This is a genomic window from Ruminococcus sp. NATIVEDY161, from assembly GCF_045819895.1.
GTDB lineage: Bacteria > Bacillota > Clostridia > Oscillospirales > Acutalibacteraceae > Ruminococcoides.
In genome coordinates, this window is the sequence record NZ_CP162392.1 from 2,373,853 (window position 1) to 2,399,044 (window position 25,192).

A 25,192-nucleotide genomic window follows, 5' to 3' on the forward strand; every position below is an offset into this window, starting at 1 on the left:
ATAGAATTAAAAGTTTATTTATCAAATATATTATAAACCCATATGCCGATTTTAACAAGTCTTATTGCTGCTTTGTTCGATAATTTTCATCGTTTCGTCGCGCGTGATCAGTCCGCCAAAGCCGTATTCCTCGCACACGCTGCGGCAGATTTTCTTTGAAGCGGAATTTAGCGGCATGTTAAGGCAGACGGAAACATCCCTGCACTTTCCGCCCCAGCGCAGGCGCGACAGCGCTCCTCTGAGCACAAACTCAGGCTCGTCGGTTTTGCTTACGGGGGTTACGATGATTACCGTGCTTTTTTCTTTTGAAGAAAAAAGTCGCAGGCAAATCTCCCGAACCAGCGCAACAATACCAATAACCGCGAAAACTACCATAATTACCGAAGAAAATACATACATAAAAAGCACCTCGGTACATTTTATTTTTTCAAAATAAATTTGTGATAAATTTAATGTTTGCGCAAATACTAATAACGTAACCACCTAAACGGTGCTTACCAAAACGGAAAAATTCCAAATTCAGAGGTGAAAATTATGGAGAACACTTATGCTAACCAGTGCATTGCGTGCACCGTAACAAGCTGTAAAAACCATCATCAGACAAGAGATTACTGCTCGCTCGATAAAATCACCGTCGGTACTCACGAGAGCGACCCGACCGTCGTTCCCTGCACCGACTGCCAAAGCTTTATGCCGAAGCAGGAAAGCTGCTAAAACAGAAATTTCAAGGGCTTGGTTAATGCCAAGTCCTTGCTGTTTTAAAAAGATATTGAAAATACACCGCCGTTGGGCTATAATGAAACTACAAAGTTTTTGGAGTGAGATTTATGAAAGGATTTCGCCTTTCTGTTTTCAAAACTACGGCGTTTATTTTTTTAGGCTTTTTGCTCACGTCAACGGGGCATTTGGCTTGGATGTACCGCCTTATGGAGCTGACCTCCGCGGACGTTTCTTATCAGCTGTCAACCGTTGCAGGATATGCCTTGCAGGCGGTTGGAATCGGTATTTTTGCTTTATTGTTGAAGCTTAAGCGGAAAAGTCCGAGGCTGATTTTTATAATCTCTACATTGGGATATACCGCCTGTCTGTTTCCTGCGATACTGTCGGGAAGCTTTGCTTTTTCGGCGGTTTTCGGATTGCTGCTCAGCCTTTTGTGCGGAGTGATTGCAGGGTATTATCTTTATGAACTTGCGGAGAACGGCGGAGAACACCGCGCGGCTTTGTTCGGATTCGGCTACGGCGCGGCGACAATCGGCTCGTGGCTGTTGTCGGTTATCGGCGGCGGTTCGCTGTACTACGGGAACGGCGTTTTGGTTATATGTTCCGTTTTGGCGGCGTTGTCCGTCGGCGCGGCGTTCATAAAAGCACAGCCTTCCGAGAGTGAGCAAATTACGGCGGACAGTAAACCAAAAATCAAGCTCAGCCGTTTGCTGTTGCTTTGCGGCGGAGTTGTTTTGCTGTTCAGCCTTGTAAATAACATCGGCTTCGCGTTTTCGGCTTCTGCGGTTCAGGGCGGCTTGAGGGTTGAGTTTTCACGGCTGTTTTACGCTGTGGGTTTAATCGCCGCAGGCTTTGTAACGGACAAAAGCCGCAAATACGGCGCGGTCTGCGCGTTGGCGGCGCTGGTGATTCCGTTCATCGTCTTGGCGCTCAGGGGAGAGCTTATTTCTACGGCGGTGTTTTGGGCGATTGGATATTTTGCGTTCGGCTTTTACTCGGTTTACCGCGTGATTTTGTTTTCGGACATCGTAAGGGACAAAAGTGTAATTTACCTTTCAGGCTTCGGGCTGTTAATCGGAAAGGTAGGCGATTCGCTCGGCTCGGAGGTTAACGCGCTTATGTCCGGCAGCGAGCTTGCGCTTGTGGTATGTGCCGCGGTGCTGTTTATCGGCTCGGTTTTCCTGTTTATCAGGCTGTTCCAAATTATGTATGTTCCGGCAGCGCATAGCAAAAACGAGAGAGAAATTTTTGACGACTTTTCAATCAATTACAACCTCTCGGCAAGGGAACGCGATGTGCTCAGACTTTTGCTTGACGACAAGACGAACAAGGAGATTTCAGAGGAGATTTGCGTTTCGGAAAACACAATTAAATTCCACGTGCGTAACCTGCTGAAAAAGACAGGCTGCAAAAGCAGAGTTGAGCTTAAGACGGTTTACCGTTCCGCTCACTGAAATACATACAAAATCAAACCGGCTCTTTTCCGATGGAATTGAGCCGGCTTTTGTTATTTATTAGAAATATAAACATATTTTTATCCCTGCCTATCCCAAAACTACCCCTGCTTTTTCACCACAGACAGACGCATTTATTGTATAATATAGTTGCAAATTTTATGCAAAGGATGTGTCAATGTGAAAAAGAAAATTTTTAGTATCGTGCTCGCCGCGGCTATGATTATCAGCGTGCTGTCTGTAGGTATGGTTTCGGTATCCGCCGCCGAGGACGGAAAAATTAAAAAGAACAGCGTTACGTTCAACTACAGCTCGAGCGAGACCGAAGAGCTGCCCGAAGGCGCGGAGCTTTCCGAGTACATAGCTCAGAAAAAAGCCGAGTTTGAGGATAGGGTAAGGACTATCGCGGGAGCAAACGGCGATATCGCGGATTATTCGCAGTACTTCAGCGCCAACACCTACGCCGTTGTCGATAAGGTTAGCTTTGGCAATGTTTACTATGAGCAGAGTGACGACGCGATTGTCATAGGCGACTTGGACAACTGGGAAAACCTATATGTTGTTTCGGGCTGGATAGCCAGAGTTACAAATTATGTTGTCAACTACAAGCTCGTCACGGTTGACGAGAGCGCTCCCGTAGGCGGAGTTATTGACGAGGTTGAGCTTACCGTCACCGTTCCCACGGCAGGTACAAACAGCAAAACCTCGCCGCCTCAGGTTGAAATTGACAGCGAGAACTGCTCGCTTGAAAACGCGGTTTGGATTAAGAGTCCAAATGAATACACAACTGAGGTATACGACGTTGACTTTGAGGAAAACAAGGGCTATTATATGCTGGTTACAATCAGGGCTGACGATGGCTATACCTTTGAAAAGACAGGTAAGCCGTACGATGGAATCGACGAGGGCTTTGACCACTTTGACGGCTGTATTGTAAATTACGGCGGTGCTCTTTTTGCCGGTTCAAAGACCGTTGACGGCGTAGATTACCTCAGGCTGAAAATCAGCGTTGTCGTTCCGAAAACTACCTTTGACGATATGAGCTATATTCACGTGCTCAGCACCGAGGGCGGACAAGTTGATTTTTGGAGCGATGAATACGATGGCGACTGGACTCAGCCTTACGGTGTTCCCCAAGGCGCTGAGGTAACGCTGACAGCAATTTCTGAATCGGGATATATTTTCAAGGGCTGGTACAAGGGCGACGTGAACGCTTCTTCATATGATGAAATGTTCACCGACGAGCTGATTACAACGGAAAATCCCTATGTTTTCAACTCATATAATTATCCGTATATCTGCGCCAAGTTTGAGTACACCGGAGTTCAGCGCCAAGGCGACCAAATTCAGGTTTGGGTTGCTGACGGCGGCAAGGCTTCCGTTGAATACACCCCGAGTTGGAACGACGATGGATATATCAAGCCAAAGGACGGCAATAACTATGTTTCTATCGGAGAAGTTGTCGCGTTCTGGAAGGGCGACGAAATTACCGTTAAGGCTAAGCCCGACGAGGGTTATAAATTCAAGGGTTGGTATCACGTCCGCATTGAATGGGGACCGGGGGATGAGCTTCCGAAGTACGAGGGAGACGTTATTTCGACCGGCATCAGCTATACCTACAAGCCCGGCGTGACGGTTGTTCCCGGCGACAGCGAGCCGCTTAGATATGTTTGCGCGGTGTTTGAGGAGATTAAGGACGATCAGGGAGTAACCGGAGACGCCAACGGCGACGGAAATGTTGATATCCTCGACGCAAGCATTGTTCAAAAGGCGGCGGTTGACAAAGTTACGCTCACCGCTGAACAGAAAGCTTTGTGCGACGTCAACGGCGACGGAAATGTCGATACGCTCGACGCGGCAATGATTCAAAAGTTTGCCGCAGGCAAAATCACGGAATTTAAAAAGAAGTAAAACAACAAGGGACTTGGAAGCAATTTCCAAGTCCCAAATTTTATGAATTTTTTTCTTCAATCAGCTTTTCCAAATCGTCCTTAGAGAACTCATAACGCTTGTTGCAGAACTGGCAGACCGCCTCGGCGTAGCCCTTTTCGGTCGCCATTGAGCGGATGTCGTCGTCGCTCATAGTCATAAAGTACCTCTCGAGCTTTTCGCGCGAGCAGGAGCAAACATAATTTACAGGATTTTCGTCGAGCACCTCAACCTCAAAGCCGTCAAGAGCCGTCTTGCAAATGTCGAGAATACTCATACCCTTTGCGAGCATTGTGGTGACGGGTTCAAGCTTCTGAACGTTTTGCTCGAGCTTGTCAATCGCCTCGTCATAGGCGCCGGGGAGGAGCTGAATTAACAGTCCGCCTGCGAGCAGAACCTCGCCGTCCTCTTTGTCAACAAGCACTCCCAAGGCGCATACGCTCGGGATTTGCTCGGAAGTCGCAAAGTAGTTTGTGATGTCCTCGGCGATTTCACCGCTGACAAGCTCAACCTGACCGATGTACGGATCACCCGTTCCGTAGTCGCGCATAACGCTGAGGTTTCCGTTTTTGCCGACCGCCTGAGCGACGTTGATTTTGCCGTTGGGATAATATTCGGTTTTGCAGTCCGGGTTCTCAACATAACCGCGAACGTTGCCGCTGCTGTCGGCAACCGCGACAACCGCACCCATCTCGCCGTCACCGAGCACACGCAGGTTAATGAACGCATCCTTCTGCTTCAGCATATTGCCCATAATTGAGGCGGCGCATAAAAGCCTGCCCAGCGCCGCGGTAGAGCTGCGGCTTAGGTTGTGCAGCTTTTTGGCGGTAAATACTATGTCCGACGCGTCGATTGCCGAAGCCATAATCGCGCCGTCGCTTGTGATACAGCGTATAATTTTATCCATAAATCTTCCTCTTTATCATTTCTTTGCGGCAGTAAAAACCACCCTCTGCTCGTCGTCTTTAGGAGCTTCAAAGGTCAAGTCCCCGAAGCAGCCGAGCACTTCAAAGCCCGATTCCGTAAGCAGATTTTTTATTACATCAAGGCTGTAGGCGCGCTCGGTAATATAGTCCGAGCAGCGGCTGTACAGTCCGTTTTTTTCTTCCTCAAAAAAGTCGAGAGTAATCTCGACGATATCATCCTCGCACAGCACGTTCTGCCACGCGCAGAGCACATTATCCGCCTCTAAAACAAAATCGTTATTTCCGAGGATTTCCCTGTGCTTGTAAAGTGTGTTCATATCAAAAATAAACAGCCCTCCGCTGTTCAGGTTTTCGCACACCGCTTTGAAGGTCTGCTTTAGCTCTGCTTCATCGGTGAGATGGTTAAGGCTGTCGAGCGTGCAAACGACGGTACCGGCAGGGCAGGGGAGACTGAGCTTTTGCATAAGCTGATTTACATACAAAATGTTTATATCTTCCTTATAACCCCTCTGCGCCGCTTCCGAGAGCATTTCAACGCTTCCGTCAACGCCGAACACATCCGCGCCGAGTTTTTTAAGCTCGCGCGTAAGGCTGCCTGTTCCGCAACACAAATCGCAGATTTGCCCCGGCTCGTGACCGAAGCGCCTGCAAATTTCGAGGATATACCTTGCGCGTTCGGGATAACGCGCATCCTCCATCAGCAGGTCGTAATATCGCGACAGGCTTTGGTAGCCCTGCATTATTTATCTTCCTTTGGAATTCTGTCGAGCACAAGGGTGTAGCCGTAGGTGTCGTTGTCAAACAGAGCGCGCTTAACGCGGCTGATTGTGGCGGTTGAAGCGCCGGTTTCCTTGACGATTTCGGTATACACCTTTTTCTCGGTCAGCATTTTTGCCACGACAAGTCTCTGCGACATCGCCTTAAGCTCAGCGCTTGTGCACAAATCCTCAAAAAAGCGGTAGCAGTCCTCTTTGTTTTTAAGGGACAGGATTGCGTCAAAAAGAAAGTCAGTCTGGTCGTTTTTGAGCTTAGAGTTCATAATTTGCTCCTCCGTTATTTGGCAAAAGATTTTCATACTCTAAAATTTTAACATACAAAAGTGTAAAAGTAAAGGAAAATTTTTTTTATTTTAAATGTATTTTTTCTTGATTTTGTATTCAAATCAATGAATATTTTTAACAAAAATATTTGATTGTTGATAATATTTATGGTATAATAACTGTCAAATACAGTTATTATACTAAATTTGTATTGCCCGTCCAGTTTGTCGCTTCGCGACAACGGGCGATGGCTGATTATACCATAACTCCGTTGGAGTTATGGTATAATAAAGCAGATATAATTAAAAATCGGGCAAAATGTTAGATTTTTAGCCGTTTGAAAGGAGTCGGTTTAATGAATTGGATGTTAATTGTTCCAATCGCCGCAGGTGCAATTGCGCTTTGCTTTGCACTTTATTTGTCGCTTTACATCAGAAAACAGAATCAGGGTACCGAGAGGATGAGGAAGATTTCTTCCGCAATTTCCACCGGAGCGAGGGCGTTTTTGTTTTCCGAATATAAAATCCTCGTGATTTTTGCCGCTGTGCTGTTTGTCACAATCGGTTTTGTGATTAACTGGGGAACAGCGCTGTGCTTTATCTTAGGCGCGTTGTTCTCGACCCTTGCCGGATATTTCGGTATGACGGTTGCGACAATGGCAAACGTCCGCACCGCAAATGCCGCTAAAGAGAGCGGAATGAACAAAGCTCTGAGAATTGCGTTCAGAGGAGGAGCGGTTATGGGACTTTCCGTTGTCGGACTCGGCGTTTTAGGTCTCGGCGCGATTTTCCTTGTACTTAATTCTATGTTCAACTTGGTAAATAACAGCGAAATGCTTAATGTATTCACGGGCTTTAGCCTCGGAGCTTCGTCAATCGCGCTGTTTGCGCGCGTAGGCGGAGGAATTTACACCAAGGCGGCGGATGTAGGCGCCGACCTCGTAGGCAAGGTTGAAGCCGGTATTCCCGAGGACGATCCGCGCAACCCGGCGACAATTGCCGACAACGTAGGCGATAACGTCGGTGACGTTGCAGGAATGGGAGCTGACCTTTTTGAAAGCTATGTCGGCTCTATTGTATCCGCCATCACACTTGCTTTTGCGTGCTTCAGCGGCGAGAGCAGAATGAGCGCCGCGATTTTCCCGATGATTTTGTGCGCAATCGGTATTATCGGCTCGATAATCGCAGTGTTCTTTGTCAGGGGCGGCAAAAACTCCAATCCCCAAAAGGCGCTTAACCTCGGTGAATATATCGCCACAGGACTTGTAATTGTCTGCGGCGGAGTTCTCAGCAAGGTTATGTTTAACTCGTTTAATCCGTTTATTTGCGTACTCGCCGGGCTTGTTGTGGGAACGGCAATCGGCAAGCTTACCGAGATGTATACTTCCGACCGTTACCGTTCGGTTAAAAAGATTGCCGAGAGCTCAAAAACCGGCTCTGCAACCAATATTATCAGCGGTCTCGGCGTCGGAATGAAATCCACGGCTATCCCGATTATCTTTATTGTTTTGGGTATTTTGGTATCGTACTTTATTATGGCTCAGGAAGGCGCAGGCCTTTACGGAATCGCGCTTGCCGCGGTAGGTATGCTTTCCACAACCGGAATGACAATCGCGGTTGACGCCTACGGTCCTATTGCCGACAACGCCGGCGGTATTGCCGAGATGAGCGAGCTTGATCCGCAGGTAAGAGAAATTACCGACAAGCTCGACAGCGTAGGCAACACAACTGCCGCAATCGGCAAGGGCTTTGCAATCGGTTCAGCCGCGCTTACAGCACTTGCGCTGTTCGCTTCGTTCGCTCAAACCGCGGGAATTGCCGGCAGCGGAATGTCGATTTTGTCACCGAAGGTAGTAGCAGGCTTGTTTATCGGCGGAATGCTTCCGTTTTTATTCTCGGCGTTCACCATGGACAGCGTCGGAAAAGCGGCGAATAAAATGATTGCCGAGGTAAGACGCCAGTTCAAAGAAAAGCCCGGAATTCTTAAGGGCGACGAGGAACCCGACTACTCAAAATGCGTTTCAATCTCCACTCACGCTGCGCTCAGAGAGATGATTCTCCCCGGCGTTATGGCGGTAATCGCTCCGCTTTTGGTCGGATATTTGCTCGGCGTTGAAGCGCTTGGAGGACTTCTCGCAGGCTCGCTGATTACCGGCGTAATGCTCGCGATATTTATGTCTAACTCAGGCGGCGCGTGGGATAACGCCAAAAAGTATATCGAGAGTTCGCCCGGCGGCAAAAACTCCGAGGCGCACAAGGCGGCTGTCGTAGGCGACACCGTAGGCGATCCGTTCAAGGACACCTCAGGTCCTTCAATCAACATCTTGATTAAGCTGATGACGATTGTTTCGCTCGTATTTGCCGCGGCGTTTTTGGCGGTAAACAACGGAGCAGGACTGCTCAATTTCTGATAAAAAACTTAAGGCAACACCGCACAATTTACGGCGCACGCCTTGCTTGAATATTGTTCCGTCATGTTGCCCCAAAAAGTCTCGGCAAGGCGTCAGCCTTACCTCGATTTTTTGTCCAACCTGACGAAAAATCTTACTTCGCAATCCGCACACCTAAATTATGCGGTATTGCCTTAAGGGATGCGTTTGCATCCCTTCTGACTGTAGAAAAAGTCCAAACGCGATTTGTTCAGGACAACATTTGACATAATCGTAGGGGCGCACCCGCGTGTGCGCCCGGGACAGGAAGTCCTACGTTTCCGTGGCGGATATGGTTAGATAGGAAACGCAGCTCGGGCGGACACATGGGTGATTCCCCTATCAGGGGAAATGTCACGAAGTGACAAAAGGGTTGCCGTTGTGCTAAGAACGCCCCTACAGCATAACCTAATAATTTGCCATTTTCTTTATAAAATATCGTTTTTCGACAAACTGAAGGGATGCGTTTGCATCCCTTTTTGTTTTAAATGCTTTTCTTAATCGAATCGAGAGCGCCCTTTTCAATCCTGCTGACCTGAGCCTGAGATATTCCGATTTCTGCCGCGGTTTCCATCTGGGTTTTGCCGCGGAAAAACCGCAGCGTTAAAATCCGCTTTTCGCGGTCTGACAGCCGCGCGATTGCTTCCTTCATCGCAAGCTCCTCAAGCCACGACGAATCGTCGCTGTTGTCACCGATTTGATCCATAACATAAACGGTGTCGTTGCCGTCGGAGAACACCGGCTCGTAAAGAGAAACCGGCTCAACAACCGCCTCAAGTGCCAAAACAACATTCTCCTTGGGCACGTCCATCAGCTTTGCAATTTCCTCAACCGTAGGCTCGCGGTTGTTTTTCGCGGTGAGCTGTTCCTTAATCTGCATCGCCCTGTACGCGGTGTCGCGCATTGACCGCGAAACCCTCACGGCGGAATTGTCACGGAGATACCGCCGTATCTCTCCGATTATCATCGGAACGCCGTAGGTTGAAAACTTGACGTTCAGCGTGTGGTCGAAGTTGTCGATTGCCTTAATCAGCTCGATTACGCCGACCTGAAACAAATCGTCGGGATTTTCGCCGCGGTTAGTAAAGCGCTGAATGACCGACAGCACAAGGCGCAGATTGCCGTTTATCATCTCGTCGCGAGCCTTTTTCTTTTCTGCTTCACTGCCGTTTACAATCGTCTCCATAAGCTCGCGCTTTCGGCTCTCGCTGAGCACCTTTAGCTTAGAGGTGTTAACTCCGCAAATCTCTACCTTTGAATACTGCAAAAAATCGCCCCTGACAAAATTATTCTAAAATAATTATTGCCAAAGGGCGGTTGATTATTCTGCATAGCATATCTATGCCTGCATTTTAAAAGATAATCAATAAATTATTATTATGTGCGAAATAACTGATATAATGTTGAAATATGATGAAATATCTGGTAAAATTTTAATATGATTAACGAGTATTAGTTCCGGAAAATGATATGAAACGAAAAAGCATAGGGAGGAACCCCTGATGAAAGAATCGTTAACGAAGTATCATATCACGCGTGATGAGCGTGCTCAAATCAAACAGAGGTTCAAGCAAACGGGAGGATTGACACGCAAAAAGCTGATAGAGTACATACCCGCTATGTTGATTACGAATCTCTCCACGCTTTTGCTGATATCCGTCGACGGTCTTGTTGTAGGTAATTTGGTTGGCGGCAAGGCGCTGTCGGCTGTCAATATCTTTTCTCCGGCAACGCTGTTAATCGGCGTAATTTCTGCGATGATCGCGAGCGTACAAGGCTCACTAAGGCCGCTGATGGGCTTGATGATCGGCTCAAAGGATCACGACGGAACACGGCTGCTGCTGCGGCAGGGTTTATCTTTCGTCACGATTTTTGTCAGTATTATCGTGGTCATTATTGAACTGTTCCCGGGAATGTTCTATCATTTTCACGGTATCAATGATATACCGGACGGCGGAGAGCTCTCGCTTCGATTATTCGCGGTCAGCTTTCTTTTTGCGGCATTCAACACAATTTTCCGTTTGTATTATTCCAACAGAAAGGATACCGGCTTTTCCAGTACACTGACCGTTGTGGGGCACGCCGCCATACCGCTGCTTGCGTTTATACTCACCAGGTTTTTGCCCGGCCCGTTTTTGTGGCTCGGCAATCTGATTGCCGAGCTTATCATCCTTGCCTTTAATATGAAGAGATACACCTATTGGCTGAATAAAGATATTGCCGAACAGGATAAAGATGAAAAAACATTTTATTTGACTGTCACGCCCGACAAAGCTGTAGAGGCGTCGCAAATGATTCAGAGTTTTGCGAAGGAAAACGGCTGTTCCGCCGGCATCGCCTACCGCGTTGCCTTGTGTATGGAGGAAATGGTAGCCTATATCGAGGCTTCAGGGGATGGTGCTGAGATAGACACACAGATTATCGTTTGGTTCTTACATGACTCGGCGCACTTCATCATCATCGACAACGGGCGCTGCATTGTGCTGGATGATAATCCTGAATCGCAGGAGCTAATCACCAACAACTACGCGCTGATTAAAAAGATGGCAAAATCCGTTATGGTAAATGAAGATAGTAAAGTCCTCGCCGCCTATGAAGCCATGCAGCAGGCGATGATTGACAAGGACATCGACAAGCTCGGCCGTATCGTCAAGGACGGCACAACCTTTACCCATGTGTCCGGCAAAACCCAGACAAAGGAAGAATACTTCGGTGAGATTGCCGACGGCACGCTGAATTATTATAAATACAAAATCACCGATTGTAAGATTACCGTAAACGGCGACACTGCAACTCTTACAGCAAACGTCACTCTCACCGCAAAGGTTTACGGTATGTCCGGCTCGTGGACGCTGCCTGTCAACGCGCATTTTGAAAAGATAAACAAAAAGACCTTCTACCATTATTATGAAACGCTCGACTTTCTGCTTGCCGAAATGCAGGCGGAGCTGTCCGCGGGTTTTCTGGAGCGCGTAAAGAATTTTGCACTGCCCGACGACCTCGACAAGGTGAACCGCAAGTTTTTTCTCTATGCGTCCGAACAGGGCTTGGCTTATGAAAAAATCACCTGCGGCGGCAGCTATCACGCAATCCGTGATGAGATGACGGATAAGGTAAACGACGCCGCTTGGAGCAATTCAAAAAAAATATCATAAGCTCAGTGATTACGAAAAGAAAGTCCTGATGGGCTTTATCAACAACGCCGTGCTGAACGCCTACCGCGAGTGGGTGCAGGACGGCAAGAAAATTCCGATGGACGAGGTAATTGAAATCACCAACAAGCTCGTCCTCGGCGGCGTAAAGGGGTTCTTTAAAAAATAAATTTATTTATTTCAAAATCTTAGGAACATAAGGCTATGTATCTTCAAGCCGAAACAGTTATGTATCTTCAAGCCGAAACAGTTATGCCGCTTGACGATTCAACATTGATATTATATAATTAATTTATTTTACAGATAGGTTAAATAGGCTATAAATCTACGCATTTTAAATTCGTTTTTATTCACGTACCTTGCGCGAGCAAGGCGCACAATAAATTTTTATTCCTAAGGCCAATCTTATATCGGAAAATATATAATTATACGAATGGAAAATACGGGTTCAGGCGTATCAAAGCAGGGATTTAATACTATGACAATACAACAATTAAAATATACAATAACAATTGCCGGTCAAGGCTCATTTAACAAAGCAAGCGAGGTGCTGTATATCTCTCAGCCGTCGCTGACGGAATCCATAAAGGAGCTTGAAAAAGAGCTTGGTATCACCATTTTTTACCGCAGCGGCAAGGGCGTTACTCTTACGAACGAGGGCGTTGAATTTCTTGCCTACGCCCGTGAGCTCTATGGTCAGTTTGAAAATGTGTTGGAACGCTACGGAGAAATCGGTAACCGAAAAAAGATGTTTTCCGTGTCAACACAGCATTACACCTTTGCGGTAAAAAGCTTTGTCGAGCTGGTAAAAAAGCTCGATACCTCCGAATTTGAGTTTGCCATACGCGAGGAGCAAACGCAGAAGGTTATTGACGATGTAATCAATATGAACAGTGAAATCGGGATACTTTACCTCAGCAGCTTTAATATGCCTGTTATCGGCAAGCTGCTCAGGCAAAATCACTTGGAATTTCACGAGCTTATAAGCTGCGAGGCGTATGTGTATTTATGGAAGGGACACCCGCTGGCAAATAAAGAGCGTATTTCCTTTGACGAGTTGAAGGACTATCCCTGCCTGTCGTTTGAACAGGGCGGCAACGGCTCAATGTACTTTGCCGAGGAAATTCTGGCGTCCTATCCATACCCGCGTATGATTAGGGCAACAGACAGGGCGACTATGCTTAATTTGATGGTGGGCTTAAACGGATACACCCTTTGTTCGGGCATCATTTGCGAGGAGTTGAACGGCTCGGATTTTACCGCTGTGCCCTTCGCGCCCGATGACAATCATCCCGGTGAAACGATGAAGGTTGGATATATCACAAAGAAAAATCTTTTGCTCAGCAAGGTGGGCAGAATGTATATTGAGGAGTTGAAAAACACCCTCAACACAGAAAAAACCGACGGTTAATTTTCAATAACCGCCGGTTTTTTGTTGATGTTTTACTTATAGGCAAAACCTATTGCCGTCAATAGCTTTTGAAGATTAGACAAAAGGGGAAAGTGAGAATATAATAATACCCAACAAACCTACTAACTTAGTAGGAATAAAAGAGGTGTTGTAAAATGAACTTGCATTTTCCACGCCTGCTTCGTTTGAACTATAGGTTCGGGCGAATGCGGCGATGTTGACTTAATTCAAATTAGGGGGCGGCAGAATGGATTGGAACGTAATATCAAAAAGTATTCCGTTATATTGGGACGCAATGCTGCTGACGCTTAAAATCGGTTGGATCGGCGTAGCGCTTGCAACGCTTATCGGCTTGGTATCGGCGGTTGTCATTCACTTTCGTATTCCGGTGCTGAGCGTGGTTTTTAAAATCTACATTGAAATATTTCGTAACACGCCGCTTTTAATTCAACTGTTTTTTCTGTATTTTGCGCTGCCGAAAATCGGCGTAAAAATCTCCGCCGAGGTTTGCGGCTGGCTTGGCTTGGGATTGCTTGGCGGCAGTTATATGAGCGAAGCTTTCCGCAGCGGCATTGAGGCAATTGACAGTGTGCAGCGCGAGAGCGCGCTGAGCTTGGGAATGACAGATTTTCAGGTGATGATTCACGTTATATTGCCACAGGCTTTATCGTACAGCACACCTGCTTTCGTGGCAAATATAATTTTTTTGCTAAAGGAAACCAGCGTGTTTAGCGCAATCAGCCTGATGGATTTGATGTTCCGCGCAAAGGATTTAATCGGTCTGTATTACAATACGGCGGAATATTTGGCGCTGCTTGTCGTTTTTTATCTCATCATTCTGCTGCCGGTGTCTATTCTCGGCACAGTGCTGGAGAGGAGGCTGCGCTATGCAAGCTTTGGGACTTGACGTGCTGTTTAAGGGAAGCAACCTTCTGCGGCTTTTGGGCGGCTTATTGAAGGCGCTGGAAATCAGCCTGATTGCAGTCGCATTAAGCCTGATTCTCGGTGTGCTGTTCGGAATACTGATGACGTTCCGTAATCCCGTAATCAGAGCATTGTCGCGGATTTATCTTGAAATTGTCCGCATTATGCCGCAGATGGTGCTGTTGTTTTTAGTCTTTTTCGGTACGACAAGGGTGTTCGGCTGGGACCTTAACGCCGAAGCAGCTTCAATCATTGTGTTTGCCTTTTGGGGCACGGCAGAAATGGGCGATTTGGTGCGCGGTGCGGTTATCAGCGTGCCTAAGCATCAGTATGAAAGCGCGTTCGCGCTTGGTATGACAAAATCTCAAACCTATTTTACTATCATCATTCCACAGGCGATACGTCAGCTTGTTCCGCTCTCAATCAATTTGATTACCCGAATGATAAAAACCACCAGCCTCGTCATGATGATCGGCGTTGTGGAGGTGCTTAAGGTCAGCCAGCAGATCATTGAAGCCAACCGAATGACCTCTCCCAATGCCGCGTTTGGAATTTATTTAACGGTTTTTGTTTTGTATTTTATCGCCTGCTGGCCGTTCAGCATACTGGCAAAGCACTTGGAAAGGAAGTGGAGCAGCTAATGGCGAACACACTTCTGAAAATTGAACATCTGACAAAAAGCTATGACGGCAATGTGATTTTAAAGGACTTTAACCTCAGCGTCCGAAAGGGCGAGGTTATCGTGATTATCGGACCGTCAGGCTGCGGCAAGAGTACGCTGCTGCGCTGTATTAACGGCTTAGAGCCGGTTCAGGGCGGTGTGATAAAGCTGGATGATGAAATAATCGACAGCAGGTCAAAGACAATCACAAAGCTGAGGCAGCGTATTGGAATGGTGTTCCAAAGCTACGACCTGTTTCCGCACAAGACCGTTTTACAGAATATTATTCTCGCTCCGACGCTTGTTCAAAAGCGTGACAAAAAAGAGGCTGCCGCCGAAGCCGAACAGCTTCTTGACAAGGTCGGACTTTCAGATAAAATAGACAGCTATCCGCGACAGCTTTCAGGCGGACAAAAACAGCGTGTTGCAATTGTCCGGGCGTTGTGTATGCACCCGGAGGTAATGCTCTTTGACGAGGTGACTGCCGCGCTTGATCCCGAAATGGTGCGCGAGGTGCTCGACACAATGCTTGAGCTTGCCCGACAGGGCAGCACCATGCTGATTGTCACCCACGAAATGGAATTTGCGAAGGCTGTCAGCGACCGCGTAATATTCCTTGATAACGGCGAAATTATCGAGGAAGGCGCGCCGCAATCATTCTTTAACCATCCGAAAACCGAACGAGCGCAAAAATTCCTGCATACGTTCGAGTTTGAACATATTAAATAAAGGCAACACCGCACACCTGAATTATCCGGTATTGCCTAAAGCAATTGAAAGGAAGATTTATATGAAAAAATCTATTTTTGTAAAGGCATTGGCTATTCTCACGGCGGCTGTCCTGCTAATCGCGTCCTTTGCCGGCTGCGCAGGTAATGAAAGCAGCGCTTCGGACAAAAGCTCGTCAAGCGCCGCTGATAAAGAGGGAAGCAAATCCGCAGACGTTGTTTACCGCACACTCGACGAAATCAAGAGCAGCGGAAAAATTAAAATCGGTGTATTCTCCGACAAAAATCCCTTTGGTTATGTGGATGAAAACGGCGAATATCAGGGCTATGACGTTTACTTTGCAAACCGCCTTGTAAAGGATTTGGGCGTTGATGTGGAATTTGTGTCCACCGAAGCGGCAAGCCGCGTGGAGTTTTTAGAGACCGGCAAGGTTGATATTGTTTTGGCGAACTTTACCGTAACCGATGAAAGAGCCGAAAAGGTTGACTTCGCTCTGCCTTATATGAACGTAGCGCTCGGCGTTGTTTCCCCCGACAGCAGAGTTATCAAGAGCCTCGACGAGCTCAAAGCCGGCGACGAGGTTATTGTTATCACAGGCACAACCGCCGAGACTTATCTCACCGAAAAATATCCCAACATCAAGCTCCAGAAGTACGATACTTATGCCAACGCGAAAACCGCGCTTGAAAACGGTCAGGCTGCCGCGTGGGCAAACGATAACACCGAGGTTATCGCATACGCGCTTCAAAATAAGGGCTACACCGTCGGTATTCCCGAGCTCGGCAGCAAGGACACCATCGCTCCTGCTGTTTCAAAGGGCAACAAAACGCTGCTTGATTGGATTAACAGCGAAATCGAAGCACTCGGCAAGGAAAACTTCTTCCACGCCGACTATGAAGCAACCCTCACAGGCACTTACGGCTCTGATTACGAGGAAAAGCTTGTAGTCGAAGGCGGTAAGGTGAACTAACATAAATAATTATATAGGAGTAATCATCATGAAAAAAATCACAGCAATTATATTGGCAGCAGTACTGATACTCACCTCTGCAATCGCTTTTGCAGGCTGCTCGTCAACCTCAAAAACACTCACAATCGCAATTCCCAACGATACCACAAACGAAGCAAGAGCACTTCTGCTTTTAGATCAGCTCGGTTACATCAAGCTCAAGGACGGCGCCGGTATTGCCGCTACGCCGAAGGATATTGCCGAAAACCCGAAAAACATTGAGTTCAAGGAGGTAGAGGCGGCTCAGGTTCCCAACGCAAAGCAGGATGTGGACTACGCTGTCATCAATTCAAACTATGCAATCGAGGCAGGCTTAAACCCCGTTAAGGATTCGCTCGGCATTGAGGGCTCGGCGTCAGCCTACGGCAACATCCTTGTCGTCAAGGAAGGCAGGGAAAAAGAGCCCAAGCTGCTCGCGTTAAAGGCAGCGCTCGAAAGTCAGAAGGTTGTAGATTTCATCAATAAAAAATACGACGGCTCTGTTGTAAGCGTTGTTGCCAACCCCACAGACGGCTACAATTCCTCAATCGACTATAACGCGATAAAGGGAGAAAAAATCACTATCGCGGCTTCTCCCACACCTCACGCCGAAATTCTGGCAGTTGTAAAGGATATACTCAAGGAGAAGGATATTACGCTTGACATCAAGGAATATACCGACTACGTTCAGCCGAACAACGTTGTAAACAGCGGCGAGCTCGACGCAAACTACTTCCAGCATCTCCCTTATCTCGAGGACTTCAACGCCGAAAACGGTACAAAGCTTGTTTCCATAGCGACGATCCACGTGGAACCCCTCGGTCTTTACGGCGGCAAGCAGACAACCGTTGACGCACTCAAATAAGTTTTATATTAATTCCTGATAGAAAGTAGACTTATATTTTGCGAGGATATTTTTCGCAAGACAAGGCGAAGGACGCGGCAAGGCTTGAGGTGCGGTCAAAATCTTTGATTTTGGGCACCGCACCCATACAACGGAGGCGCCTTGCAAGGACGACAACGCAGTATTGCGGAAAATAGACCGCAAAGATTGGCTACTTTTTATTAGGTATTAGTATTACATCCCTTTTCTTTCGCGCCGACTGTTTTGCTACGGTCGGCGCGTTTTCAAAGAAGCGTTACAGACAACGCTGACAGAAAGGCGGTTATTATGATAGAATTAAAAAACCTCTCAAAAACCTTCTTCACAACCGACGGAACGCTCGACGCGCTGAAGAATATCAACATTACAATACAGGACGGCGATATTTTCGGAATCATAGGTATGAGCGGAGCAGGGAAGAGCACGCTTGTGCGGTGTATCAATTTGCTTGAACGCCCAAGCTCAGGCAGTGTTTTGGTGGACGGCGTAGATTTGGGAACACTCGGCAACAGGGAACTCAGAAACATCCGCCGTGACATAACCATGATATTTCAGGGCTTTAATCTGCTTATGCAGCGCACTTGCCTGAAAAACGTATGCTTTCCGCTGGAGTTGGAGGGCAAACACGCCAAGGAAGCCAAAGAGCGCGCGTTGGAGCTGCTTGAGATCGTCGGCTTGCGCGACAAGGCAAATTCCTATCCTTCGCAGCTTTCGGGCGGTCAGCAGCAGCGCGTCGCCATTGCAAGAGCGCTTGCGACCAATCCCAAGGTACTGTTGTGCGACGAAGCGACCTCTGCGCTCGATCCGAAAACAACGCAATCTATCCTCTCGCTGATTAAGGAGATTAACGAAAGGCTGGGTATCACGGTTGTTGTTATAACGCACCAAATGAGCGTCATAGAGGAAATTTGCCGCAATGTGGCAATTTTAGAGAACGGCGAGGTGGTGGAGCAAGGCGAGGTCAGCCGTATTTTCAGCGCCCCGAGGTCGCAGGCGGCAAAGCATTTGGTATTTCCCGGCGTCGAGGAAACGCTTTCAAACCGCAAGGATTCGCAGGACGTTCTGCGCGTGATATTCAACGGCTCAGCGTCCACCGATACTCCGCTGATTGCCAAGATGGCGGTTGAAATCGGCGTTTGCGCAAACATATTGTACGCCTCTACAAAGAGCGTCGGTGACAGGGCGTTCGGCAGTATGCTGCTCAGCTTTCCGAATGACGGCGTTACCGCGGCGAGAGCGGCAGATTATTTGCGTACATTAAACGGTATTACAGTAGAGGAGGTAAGGTAATGGGAGATTTATTTTCACAAGAGGTGTTGCAGGAAACATGGGATATTGTGGTGAACGATATGCCGCTCGCGTTGTGGGAGACCTTTTACGTTACCGTTCTCGCCACCCTTTTTGCGGTCGTTATCGGTCTGCCGCTCGGTGTTTTGCTTGTTGTCGGTGAAAAGGACGGCATTTTGCCTTTGCCGAAACCTCTTATGGGATTTTTGAACGTGCTGATTAACGTGCTTCGCTCGGTGCCGTTTTTGATATTGATGATTTTGGTATTCCCTTTGACGCGCCTAATAGTCGGCACTATTGTCGGTACAACCGCGTCCGTTGTGCCGCTTGTAATCGCTGCGTTTCCGTTTGTAGCAAGATTGGTTGAAAGCAGCCTGCGCGAGGTAAATCCCAACATCATTGAAGCTGCGCAGAGCATGGGCGCGTCGCCTTTTCAGATTATTGCCAAGGTTATGATACCCGAAAGCGTGCCGTCGCTGATTTCAAACGTCACAATAGCCGTCACAACTGTACTCGGCTACACGGCAATGAGCGGTATAATCGGCGGAGGCGGTTTGGGAAAAATCGCAATTAACTACGGCTATTACCGCTATAAATATCTGGTAATGCTGATTGCCGTTGTGATTTTGGTGCTGCTGGTGCAGCTTTTCCAAAGCGTCGGCACACGCCTTGCAAAATCCACCGACAAGCGTTTGAAGATTAAACAATAGGAGTGAAAATGTCTTTCTGCGCAATTTTACCGACAAAATGGAAACGCGCGTTTTCCACACGCAGGAGTCTGCTCTCGGAAGCGTTGCTCTGACCGGCAGCGGCAGCACTCCTATAACGCTGAATAACTGCTCGCTTGCGCAGCCCTCGAACGGCAGCCTCTTTTTTGCTTTTCGGGGATGGGCTTTGTTGTTATCCCCGGCAGCAAGAACGTCGCGCACATCAAGGATAATCTTGATATTCTCGATTTCACGCTGACAGATGAAGAAATGGCAGAAATCGCAACGCTCGACAAGGATAAGCGCTACTACCACCGCACCGACGAACAACTCAACAGCTTTGCGGCATGGCGGCCCGAATTTGAAAGAGCATAATCAAAATAAATGCAAGGCACTGGATTTTAAAATATTTTTCTCGCAAATTGCAATAGCAAGTTGCAACATTTTTTGAGTCTGTAGTAGATCGCCGCGAGTTTTTCGAGGGAGGAGCGTAGCGACGAGCGAGGAAAACTCGCGGCGACGCGGCTCACGCGGCAGCATATATGCGGTCGAGTTCCTGCTCGAACAGCTCTTCCGGGGTTCTGTAGCCCAGAATCTTTCTGGGCAGGTTGTTGATTTTATCCGCAAAGTAGATGATGTCATCAGCGCTGTAGTCGTCAATGCTTTTGCCCTTCGGTATAAATCTGCGCAGCATTTTGTTGTGGCACTCGTTAGTTCCCTTTTCGTAAGACGAATACGGATGAGTGAAATATACGGCTATGCCTTTTGATTCAATCTGAGAGAGGTTAGCGAATTCGGATCCGTTATCACCGGTAATGCTTTTGAATACTTCATTGTATTTATCTCCGAACTGATCAATCAGAGCGGATAGCGCCTCATCTATCGCTTCGGCAGAGTGATTTCTCACCTTGATCCATATGGACTTTCTAAGCTTGCGCTCGACTATTGTCATCACCTGAGATTCGCCTTCGACCTTCCTGCCGATTACACTATCGATTTCCCAGTGTCCGAACTCTTCTCTGGTATCTACAATATCGGGACGCTGCTCAATACTATTGCCGAGTTTTCGCTTGTTTTCTCGATCTTTCTTGGTTTTAGTCTTTCTCGACAGTTTCTCAGGCAAATCGATGTTCTTGATTTTAAGCAGACCTGAATCAACATAGTTATACAGCGTTTTGGTACACACCATTTCTTTAGAGGAAAACAGTCCGTTGGCTTTTGCATGACCTACTGCGGCGTCCAAAGACCATCCTTCATCGAAAAACTGATCTTCAACATATCTGAGAAACTTTGCAGTTTCAAGGCAACGGTAATTGCGGCAGCTGTTCTTGCGATGTTCACGATATGCTTCCTCGCCTTTGTCAGCCTTATATCTGGCTATCTTTCCGTTGTAGAGATATACCGTACCACGGTTGATCTCGTTTTTGATCGTGTTGTATGGTCTGCCAAGACTTTTGGCGATTGCGTAGATCGTCCACTTGTCCTCATTGAAGCGCACTTCAATTATGTGTCGTTCTTCAGAAGACAGGTGTTGATATTTCTTGTGTTCCGTGCTACAATTAGGGTTGTCCATAGTGATGATTCCTTTCGAATTGGTGAGCGTAAACTCAATTCTACTACAGAATCGTCCCTATGGACTATTTTTTTATTGTTGCAACCTCATTTTACAATGCGCCAAAATATTTTTCTTGACAAGGAGCGTAAAACTAAGTATAATATAGGTGGTTAGCAACCGCTAACTGCGTAATACATAGCTTTCCCGAAACAGGCATCAATAGCGATGCCTGCGTTAGGGGAGGGCGGTTTGCGGATATTTTATGCTTCAAAAGGCAAGCTAATATTATAATAATTCAGGAGGTCACAAAAATGTGCTATTCAACGATTGAAAAGGTTTACGCAAGACAGATTATAGATTCCCGCGGCAATCCCACCGTAGAGGCTGAGGTTACGCTCTCCGACGGAACTGTTGCGCGCGGAGCGGCTCCCAGCGGAGCTTCAACAGGCGAGTTTGAGGCTCTCGAGCTTCGTGACGGCGACAAGGCTCGTTACGGCGGCAAGGGCGTGATGAAGGCGGTTGAGAATGTAAATAATATTATCGCTCCTGCGCTTGCAGGCGCTGACGCTGCCGATATTTACGCCGTAGATAAAATTATGCTCGACCTCGACGGTACAAAGGACAAGAGCAAGCTCGGCGCTAACGCCATTCTCGCGGTATCTATCGCGGCTTCAAGAGCGGCGGCAGGCTCTCTCGGACTTCCGTTGTACAAGTTCCTCGGCGGAGTTCAGGGCACAAAGCTGCCTGTTCCGATGATGAATATTCTCAACGGCGGCGCTCACGCTACAAACACCGTCGATACGCAGGAATTTATGATTATGCCCGTAGGCGCTCCCACCTTCAGCGAAGCGCTCCGCTGGTGCACCGAGGTTTTCCATGCGCTGGCTAAAATTTTGAAAGATAGAGGTCTCGCTACATCCGTAGGTGATGAAGGCGGCTTTGCTCCCAACCTTTCATCAGATGAGGAAACAATTGAGACTATCCTCGAGGCCGTTAAGTTCGCAGGCTACGAGCCCAAAAAGGACTTTATGATCGCCATGGACGCGGCCTCATCCGAGTGGAAGAGCGAAAAGGGCAAGGGCTTCTACCATCAGCCGAAGTCCGGCAGAGATTTCACCACCGATGAGCTTATTGACCACTGGGAAGCGCTTGTTGACAAGTACCCGATTATCTCGATCGAGGACGCGCTTGACGAGGAGGATTGGGAAGGCTGGAAGCGCCTGACAGACCGTCTCGGTAAAAAGGTACAGCTTGTCGGTGACGATTTGTTTGTTACCAACACCGAGCGCCTTGAAAAGGGTATTGCAGGCGGCTGTGCTAACTCTATTTTGATTAAGCTCAACCAAATCGGCACGGTTTCCGAGACCTTAGAGGCGATTAAGATGGCGCATAAGGCAGGCTACACCGCAATTTCCTCTCACCGTTCCGGCGAGACAGAGGACACTACAATCGCAGACCTTGCGGTTGCGCTGAACACCTGCCAAATCAAAACCGGCGCGCCGAGCCGTTCCGAGCGCGTTGCAAAGTACAACCAGCTTCTCAGAATTGAAGAAGAATTGGGCAGTGCCGCGCAGTACCCCGGTATGAATGCGTTTAACGTTCAGAAATAATGTAAGAATATTTATGGCTTCGGAATTTTATCGTCCGAAGCCTTATTTAAAGTTCAATATAATACGGGCAAATATTTTCGTAATGGCCGTCTTTCATACGAAACCCATTCGGAATTACGCCGAGCTGCGTAAAACCAATTCGCTCATAAAGGTGTCGGGCGTGAATATTGCTCTCAACAACTTCATTCCAAATCGTAGTCATTTCTTTTATATCCTTTTCCTCATAGCCTCTGATTATCACATTATTCTCCTTTCACAATGAATTGTAGCAGATGTATATAATAAAACAATCGGTGTTTTAATTTTCTCTATTGATATATAACTGGATTTGTTTTTAAAACGGAACTTAATGCTAATTTGCGTAATTTTTTAATTAAAAAAGCATTGACAAATAATTTTTTTAATGCTATAATTCAATCAATTTAATAATCTAACTTACTAAACCGTTGAAGCGGAGATAACGGCAATTATGCCTCTACAGAGAACCTGCGATGCTGAGAATCAGGTGAGAAACAAGTTGTCAAATGGACCGCGGAGGGCGCAGTCAAACGGAGAACTTCTCCTTAGTATTCTGCGACGTTGCAGGCAGACGTTAATTGCCGGGGATATGTTGGTATCCCGCTAAGCGCACGGGTCATTCCGTGAATCAAGGTGGCACCGCGAATAGAATTGTATTCGTCCTTGACAGAATAACTGTATTCTGTCAGGGGCGTTTTTATTTTGGTATAATTTTGGGTTTATAAATAGGGGGTTTACTATGAAGATTATTCCAAGCATTGAGGAAATCAGGCAGTACGCCGCTTCGGGAAAATACAGTGTTTTTCCGGTAAGCTGCGAGATTTTCTCGGATTTTACCACACCGATTGAAGCTATGCGGATTTTGAAAAATGTGTCTACGCACTGCTATATGCTCGAATCCGCGCAGGCAAATGACCGTTGGGGAAGGTACACTTTCCTCGGCTACGATCCTAAGCTCGAAATCACCTGCATTAACGGCGAGCTCAAGGCAGGAAATCTGTCGATGAAAACAGACAATCCGTCAAAGCTTCTCCGTCAGATTCTCAGCGAATACCGCAGTCCGCGGCTTAACTATCTGCCTTCCTTTACAGGCGGCTTGGTCGGCTATTTTTCGTATGATTATCTTGGATACAGCGAGCCGCGCGTGCGCTTTGAAGCGGAGGACAGCGAGTGCTTTAAGGATGTTGACCTTATGCTGTTCGACAAGGTAATCGCCTTTGACAACATCAGGCAAAAGCTTATTTTAATTGTCAACATTAAGCTTGACAGCATCGAAACCGAGTACAACCGCGCGGAGGTAGAGCTTAAAAACCTTGTTAACCTTTTGAAGCACGGCAAAAAGTCAGATGAGAAAAACGGCAAACTCCTCGGAGAGGTAACGCCGCTGTTTGACAGGGAAGCCTACTGTAATATGGTTGAGAAAGCAAAGCGGTATATTCGCGAGGGCGATATATTTCAGATTGTGCTTTCAAACCGCCTGAGCGCACCGTTTGAAGGCAGCCTGTTCAACACCTACCGCGTGCTCAGAACCATCAATCCGTCGCCGTATATGTTCTACTTTTCGGGCACGGACGTAGAGGTCGCAGGAGCTTCTCCCGAAACGCTCGTAAAGCTTGAGGACGGAGTTTTACACACCTTTCCGCTCGCAGGTACAAGACCGCGCGGAAAAACAGAGGAAGAGGATTTGGCTTTGGAGCGCGAGCTCCTCGCGGACGAAAAGGAGCTTGCCGAGCATAATATGCTCGTAGATTTGGGCAGGAACGACCTCGGAAAAACCTGTAAATTCGGAACCGTTGAGGTAGAAAAGCTTCATTCTATCGAGCGCTTCTCGCACGTAATGCACATCGGCTCAACCGTTCGCGGAGAAATCCGCGCCGACAAGGACGCGCTCGACGCCATTGAAGCCGTACTGCCTGCCGGAACGCTTTCGGGAGCGCCGAAAATCCGTGCCTGCCGGCTTATAGGTGAGCTCGAGAACAACAAGCGCGGTATCTACGGCGGAGCGATAGGATATATAGATTTTACCGGAAATATGGACACCTGCATTGCCATACGCCTTTGCTACAAGAAAAACGGCAAGGTGTTTGTAAGGAGCGGCGCGGGAATTGTCGCTGACTCCAATCCCGAAAAGGAATATGAGGAATGCTTGAACAAGGCGAAGGCGTCGCTTAAAGCGCTGGAGCAGGCTCAGGGGGAATTGCTATGACATTATTGATTGATAACTACGACAGCTTTTCGTATAACCTGTATCAGCTCGTCGGAAGTATAGATCCCGAAATCAGGGTTATCCGCAACGATGAAATGACAATCGACGAAATCCGCGACTTAAACCCGGACAGGATTATCCTTTCTCCCGGTCCCGGCAGACCTGAGAACGCAGGAAATATTATTGAAGTTGTAAAGAGCTTGGGAAGGGAAATTCCGGTACTCGGCGTTTGCCTCGGTCATCAGGCTATTTGCGCGGCGTTCGGCGCGAAAATAACCTACGCAAAGGAGCTTATGCACGGCAAACAATCAACTGTAACGCTTGCGACAGATACGCTGTTGTTTCAAAACTGTCCGCAAAAGGATGTTGTTGCGAGGTATCATTCGCTCGCTGTTGATGAAGATACAATACCCGATTGCTTACAGGTTACAGCGCAAACAGACGACGGCGAGGTTATGGCGGTACAGCACAGTGAATATCCCGTTTACGGCGTGCAGTTCCATCCTGAGTCAATTATGACGCCGAACGGAAAAATTATGTTAGAAAATTTTATCAGGGGGTAAT

At 47.6% G+C, this 25,192-nt stretch carries 25 protein-coding genes; 18 read left to right on the top strand and 7 right to left on the bottom strand.

Annotated features, from left to right (window positions below; genetic code table 11):
• Positions 1–51: 51 nt before the first annotated feature.
• Entirely contained in the window at positions 52–399 is a 348-nt protein-coding gene (locus AB1I50_RS11295; protein WP_407724101.1) for a hypothetical protein, read from the bottom strand.
• A 135-nt stretch (positions 400–534) separates the two neighbouring features.
• Here AB1I50_RS11295 and AB1I50_RS11300 point away from each other — a divergent pair, with 135 nt between their 5' ends.
• The 3 genes from AB1I50_RS11300 to AB1I50_RS11310 all read left to right on the top strand — a co-directional run bounded on the left by AB1I50_RS11300 (position 535) and on the right by AB1I50_RS11310 (position 4,085).
• Positions 535–714: a DUF1540 domain-containing protein gene (locus AB1I50_RS11300; RefSeq protein WP_407724102.1), complete on the top strand. Its 180-nt coding sequence runs from the start codon at positions 535–537 to the stop codon at positions 712–714.
• 113 nt (positions 715–827) lie between these two features.
• Positions 828–2,174 (top strand): LuxR family transcriptional regulator, encoded by a 1,347-nt coding sequence (locus AB1I50_RS11305; RefSeq protein ID WP_407724103.1) that lies wholly within the window; start codon positions 828–830, stop codon positions 2,172–2,174.
• 180 nt (positions 2,175–2,354) lie between these two features.
• Positions 2,355–4,085 carry a dockerin type I repeat-containing protein gene (locus AB1I50_RS11310; RefSeq protein ID WP_407724104.1) on the top strand — a complete coding sequence of 577 codons (1,731 nt, stop codon included), beginning with the start codon at positions 2,355–2,357 and terminating at the stop codon, positions 4,083–4,085.
• Positions 4,086–4,125: 40 nt separating this feature from the next.
• On the opposite strand, the gene hslO is transcribed toward AB1I50_RS11310, so the two are convergent.
• From hslO to AB1I50_RS11325, 3 genes are read right to left on the bottom strand one after another with little or no spacing between them, the layout of a single operon-like run.
• On the bottom strand, positions 4,126–5,010 hold the full coding sequence (hslO, locus tag AB1I50_RS11315; RefSeq protein ID WP_407724105.1) for an Hsp33 family molecular chaperone HslO: 885 nt from the start codon (positions 5,008–5,010) through the stop codon (positions 4,126–4,128).
• Between the two features lie 15 nt (positions 5,011–5,025).
• Positions 5,026–5,769, bottom strand: a complete 744-nt coding sequence (locus AB1I50_RS11320) for a class I SAM-dependent DNA methyltransferase (protein ID WP_407724106.1) — start codon at positions 5,767–5,769, stop codon at positions 5,026–5,028.
• Complete coding sequence (locus AB1I50_RS11325; RefSeq protein WP_407724107.1) at positions 5,769–6,068, bottom strand: YerC/YecD family TrpR-related protein; 300 nt, start codon at positions 6,066–6,068, stop codon at positions 5,769–5,771. Before AB1I50_RS11325 ends, AB1I50_RS11320 begins: the two co-directional genes overlap by 1 nt.
• 356 nt (positions 6,069–6,424) lie before the next feature.
• On the opposite strand from AB1I50_RS11325, the gene AB1I50_RS11330 reads away from it, so the two are divergent.
• Positions 6,425–8,479, top strand: a complete 2,055-nt coding sequence (locus tag AB1I50_RS11330; protein ID WP_407724108.1) for a sodium-translocating pyrophosphatase — start codon at positions 6,425–6,427, stop codon at positions 8,477–8,479.
• 502 nt (positions 8,480–8,981) lie between these two features.
• Here AB1I50_RS11330 and sigG read toward each other — a convergent pair.
• A complete protein-coding gene (gene sigG / locus AB1I50_RS11335; RefSeq protein WP_407724109.1) occupies positions 8,982–9,764 on the bottom strand; it encodes an RNA polymerase sporulation sigma factor SigG in 783 nt (260 codons plus the stop codon).
• A gap of 235 nt (positions 9,765–9,999) precedes the next feature.
• On the opposite strand from sigG, the gene AB1I50_RS11340 reads away from it, so the two are divergent.
• The 11 genes from AB1I50_RS11340 to AB1I50_RS11390 all read left to right on the top strand — a co-directional run bounded on the left by AB1I50_RS11340 (position 10,000) and on the right by AB1I50_RS11390 (position 19,614).
• Positions 10,000–11,652 (top strand): DUF4440 domain-containing protein, encoded by a 1,653-nt coding sequence (locus AB1I50_RS11340; RefSeq protein WP_407724110.1) that lies wholly within the window; start codon positions 10,000–10,002, stop codon positions 11,650–11,652.
• 28 nt (positions 11,653–11,680) lie between these two features.
• Complete coding sequence (locus AB1I50_RS11345) at positions 11,681–11,818, top strand: hypothetical protein (protein ID WP_407724111.1); 138 nt, start codon at positions 11,681–11,683, stop codon at positions 11,816–11,818.
• A 309-nt stretch (positions 11,819–12,127) separates the two neighbouring features.
• A complete protein-coding gene (locus AB1I50_RS11350; protein WP_407724112.1) occupies positions 12,128–13,060 on the top strand; it encodes a LysR family transcriptional regulator in 933 nt (310 codons plus the stop codon).
• A 247-nt stretch (positions 13,061–13,307) separates the two neighbouring features.
• A complete protein-coding gene (locus AB1I50_RS11355; RefSeq protein WP_407724113.1) occupies positions 13,308–13,967 on the top strand; it encodes an amino acid ABC transporter permease in 660 nt (219 codons plus the stop codon).
• Positions 13,948–14,625, top strand: a complete 678-nt coding sequence (locus tag AB1I50_RS11360) for an amino acid ABC transporter permease (RefSeq protein WP_407724114.1) — start codon at positions 13,948–13,950, stop codon at positions 14,623–14,625. Before AB1I50_RS11355 ends, AB1I50_RS11360 begins: the two co-directional genes overlap by 20 nt.
• Complete coding sequence (locus AB1I50_RS11365) at positions 14,625–15,374, top strand: amino acid ABC transporter ATP-binding protein (RefSeq protein ID WP_407724115.1); 750 nt, start codon at positions 14,625–14,627, stop codon at positions 15,372–15,374. The genes AB1I50_RS11360 and AB1I50_RS11365 overlap by 1 nt, the downstream gene beginning before the upstream one ends.
• Positions 15,375–15,435: 61 nt before the next feature.
• Entirely contained in the window at positions 15,436–16,344 is a 909-nt protein-coding gene (locus AB1I50_RS11370) for a transporter substrate-binding domain-containing protein (protein ID WP_407724116.1), read from the top strand.
• Positions 16,345–16,372: 28 nt separating this feature from the next.
• Positions 16,373–17,227, top strand: coding sequence for a MetQ/NlpA family ABC transporter substrate-binding protein (locus tag AB1I50_RS11375; protein ID WP_407724117.1), 855 nt, complete (start codon positions 16,373–16,375; stop codon positions 17,225–17,227).
• Between the two features lie 306 nt (positions 17,228–17,533).
• Positions 17,534–18,535 (top strand): methionine ABC transporter ATP-binding protein, encoded by a 1,002-nt coding sequence (locus tag AB1I50_RS11380; RefSeq protein ID WP_407724118.1) that lies wholly within the window; start codon positions 17,534–17,536, stop codon positions 18,533–18,535.
• A gap of 59 nt (positions 18,536–18,594) precedes the next feature.
• Positions 18,595–19,242 (top strand): methionine ABC transporter permease, encoded by a 648-nt coding sequence (locus tag AB1I50_RS11385; protein ID WP_407725345.1) that lies wholly within the window; start codon positions 18,595–18,597, stop codon positions 19,240–19,242.
• A gap of 177 nt (positions 19,243–19,419) precedes the next feature.
• Positions 19,420–19,614, top strand: a complete 195-nt coding sequence (locus AB1I50_RS11390; protein ID WP_407724119.1) for an aldo/keto reductase — start codon at positions 19,420–19,422, stop codon at positions 19,612–19,614.
• A 151-nt stretch (positions 19,615–19,765) separates the two neighbouring features.
• Here the strand turns inward: AB1I50_RS11390 and AB1I50_RS11395 are convergent, their stop codons facing one another.
• Positions 19,766–20,812 carry an IS30 family transposase gene (locus tag AB1I50_RS11395; RefSeq protein ID WP_407723748.1) on the bottom strand — a complete coding sequence of 349 codons (1,047 nt, stop codon included), beginning with the start codon at positions 20,810–20,812 and terminating at the stop codon, positions 19,766–19,768.
• Between the two features lie 293 nt (positions 20,813–21,105).
• Between AB1I50_RS11395 and eno the strand changes: the two genes are divergently transcribed.
• Positions 21,106–22,404, top strand: a complete 1,299-nt coding sequence (eno, locus tag AB1I50_RS11400; RefSeq protein WP_407724120.1) for a phosphopyruvate hydratase — start codon at positions 21,106–21,108, stop codon at positions 22,402–22,404.
• 46 nt (positions 22,405–22,450) lie between these two features.
• Here the strand turns inward: eno and AB1I50_RS11405 are convergent, their stop codons facing one another.
• On the bottom strand, positions 22,451–22,645 hold the full coding sequence (locus AB1I50_RS11405) for a GNAT family protein (protein WP_407724121.1): 195 nt from the start codon (positions 22,643–22,645) through the stop codon (positions 22,451–22,453).
• A 516-nt stretch (positions 22,646–23,161) separates the two neighbouring features.
• Here AB1I50_RS11405 and trpE point away from each other — a divergent pair.
• Together trpE and AB1I50_RS11415 are read left to right on the top strand one after the other, a co-directional pair.
• On the top strand, positions 23,162–24,628 hold the full coding sequence (gene trpE, locus AB1I50_RS11410; protein WP_407724122.1) for an anthranilate synthase component I: 1,467 nt from the start codon (positions 23,162–23,164) through the stop codon (positions 24,626–24,628).
• Entirely contained in the window at positions 24,625–25,191 is a 567-nt protein-coding gene (locus tag AB1I50_RS11415) for an anthranilate synthase component II (RefSeq protein ID WP_407724123.1), read from the top strand. The genes trpE and AB1I50_RS11415 overlap by 4 nt, the downstream gene beginning before the upstream one ends.
• Position 25,192: the final 1 nt, after the last annotated feature.

Excerpts from the sequence above, each read along its gene's own strand:
- AB1I50_RS11325 (WP_407724107.1), bottom strand. The coding sequence starts at position 6,068 with ATGAACTCTAAGCTCAAAAACGACCAGACTGACTTTCTTTTTGACGCA.
- AB1I50_RS11385 (WP_407725345.1), top strand. The coding sequence starts at position 18,595 with ATGCCGCTCGCGTTGTGGGAGACCTTTTACGTTACCGTTCTCGCCACC.
- AB1I50_RS11365 (WP_407724115.1), top strand. The coding sequence starts at position 14,625 with ATGGCGAACACACTTCTGAAAATTGAACATCTGACAAAAAGCTATGAC.
- AB1I50_RS11340 (WP_407724110.1), top strand. The coding sequence starts at position 10,000 with ATGAAAGAATCGTTAACGAAGTATCATATCACGCGTGATGAGCGTGCT.
- AB1I50_RS11375 (WP_407724117.1), top strand. The coding sequence starts at position 16,373 with ATGAAAAAAATCACAGCAATTATATTGGCAGCAGTACTGATACTCACC.
- AB1I50_RS11295 (WP_407724101.1), bottom strand. The coding sequence starts at position 399 with ATGTATGTATTTTCTTCGGTAATTATGGTAGTTTTCGCGGTTATTGGT.
- AB1I50_RS11370 (WP_407724116.1), top strand. The coding sequence starts at position 15,436 with ATGAAAAAATCTATTTTTGTAAAGGCATTGGCTATTCTCACGGCGGCT.
- AB1I50_RS11345 (WP_407724111.1), top strand. The coding sequence starts at position 11,681 with ATGGGCTTTATCAACAACGCCGTGCTGAACGCCTACCGCGAGTGGGTG.
- AB1I50_RS11330 (WP_407724108.1), top strand. The coding sequence starts at position 6,425 with ATGAATTGGATGTTAATTGTTCCAATCGCCGCAGGTGCAATTGCGCTT.
- AB1I50_RS11395 (WP_407723748.1), bottom strand. The coding sequence starts at position 20,812 with ATGGACAACCCTAATTGTAGCACGGAACACAAGAAATATCAACACCTG.
- AB1I50_RS11355 (WP_407724113.1), top strand. The coding sequence starts at position 13,308 with ATGGATTGGAACGTAATATCAAAAAGTATTCCGTTATATTGGGACGCA.
- AB1I50_RS11300 (WP_407724102.1), top strand. The coding sequence starts at position 535 with ATGGAGAACACTTATGCTAACCAGTGCATTGCGTGCACCGTAACAAGC.
- AB1I50_RS11360 (WP_407724114.1), top strand. The coding sequence starts at position 13,948 with ATGCAAGCTTTGGGACTTGACGTGCTGTTTAAGGGAAGCAACCTTCTG.
- hslO (WP_407724105.1), bottom strand. The coding sequence starts at position 5,010 with ATGGATAAAATTATACGCTGTATCACAAGCGACGGCGCGATTATGGCT.
- eno (WP_407724120.1), top strand. The coding sequence starts at position 21,106 with ATGTGCTATTCAACGATTGAAAAGGTTTACGCAAGACAGATTATAGAT.
- AB1I50_RS11415 (WP_407724123.1), top strand. The coding sequence starts at position 24,625 with ATGACATTATTGATTGATAACTACGACAGCTTTTCGTATAACCTGTAT.
- AB1I50_RS11390 (WP_407724119.1), top strand. The coding sequence starts at position 19,420 with ATGGGCTTTGTTGTTATCCCCGGCAGCAAGAACGTCGCGCACATCAAG.
- AB1I50_RS11350 (WP_407724112.1), top strand. The coding sequence starts at position 12,128 with ATGACAATACAACAATTAAAATATACAATAACAATTGCCGGTCAAGGC.
- AB1I50_RS11305 (WP_407724103.1), top strand. The coding sequence starts at position 828 with ATGAAAGGATTTCGCCTTTCTGTTTTCAAAACTACGGCGTTTATTTTT.
- trpE (WP_407724122.1), top strand. The coding sequence starts at position 23,162 with ATGAAGATTATTCCAAGCATTGAGGAAATCAGGCAGTACGCCGCTTCG.
- AB1I50_RS11380 (WP_407724118.1), top strand. The coding sequence starts at position 17,534 with ATGATAGAATTAAAAAACCTCTCAAAAACCTTCTTCACAACCGACGGA.
- AB1I50_RS11320 (WP_407724106.1), bottom strand. The coding sequence starts at position 5,769 with ATGCAGGGCTACCAAAGCCTGTCGCGATATTACGACCTGCTGATGGAG.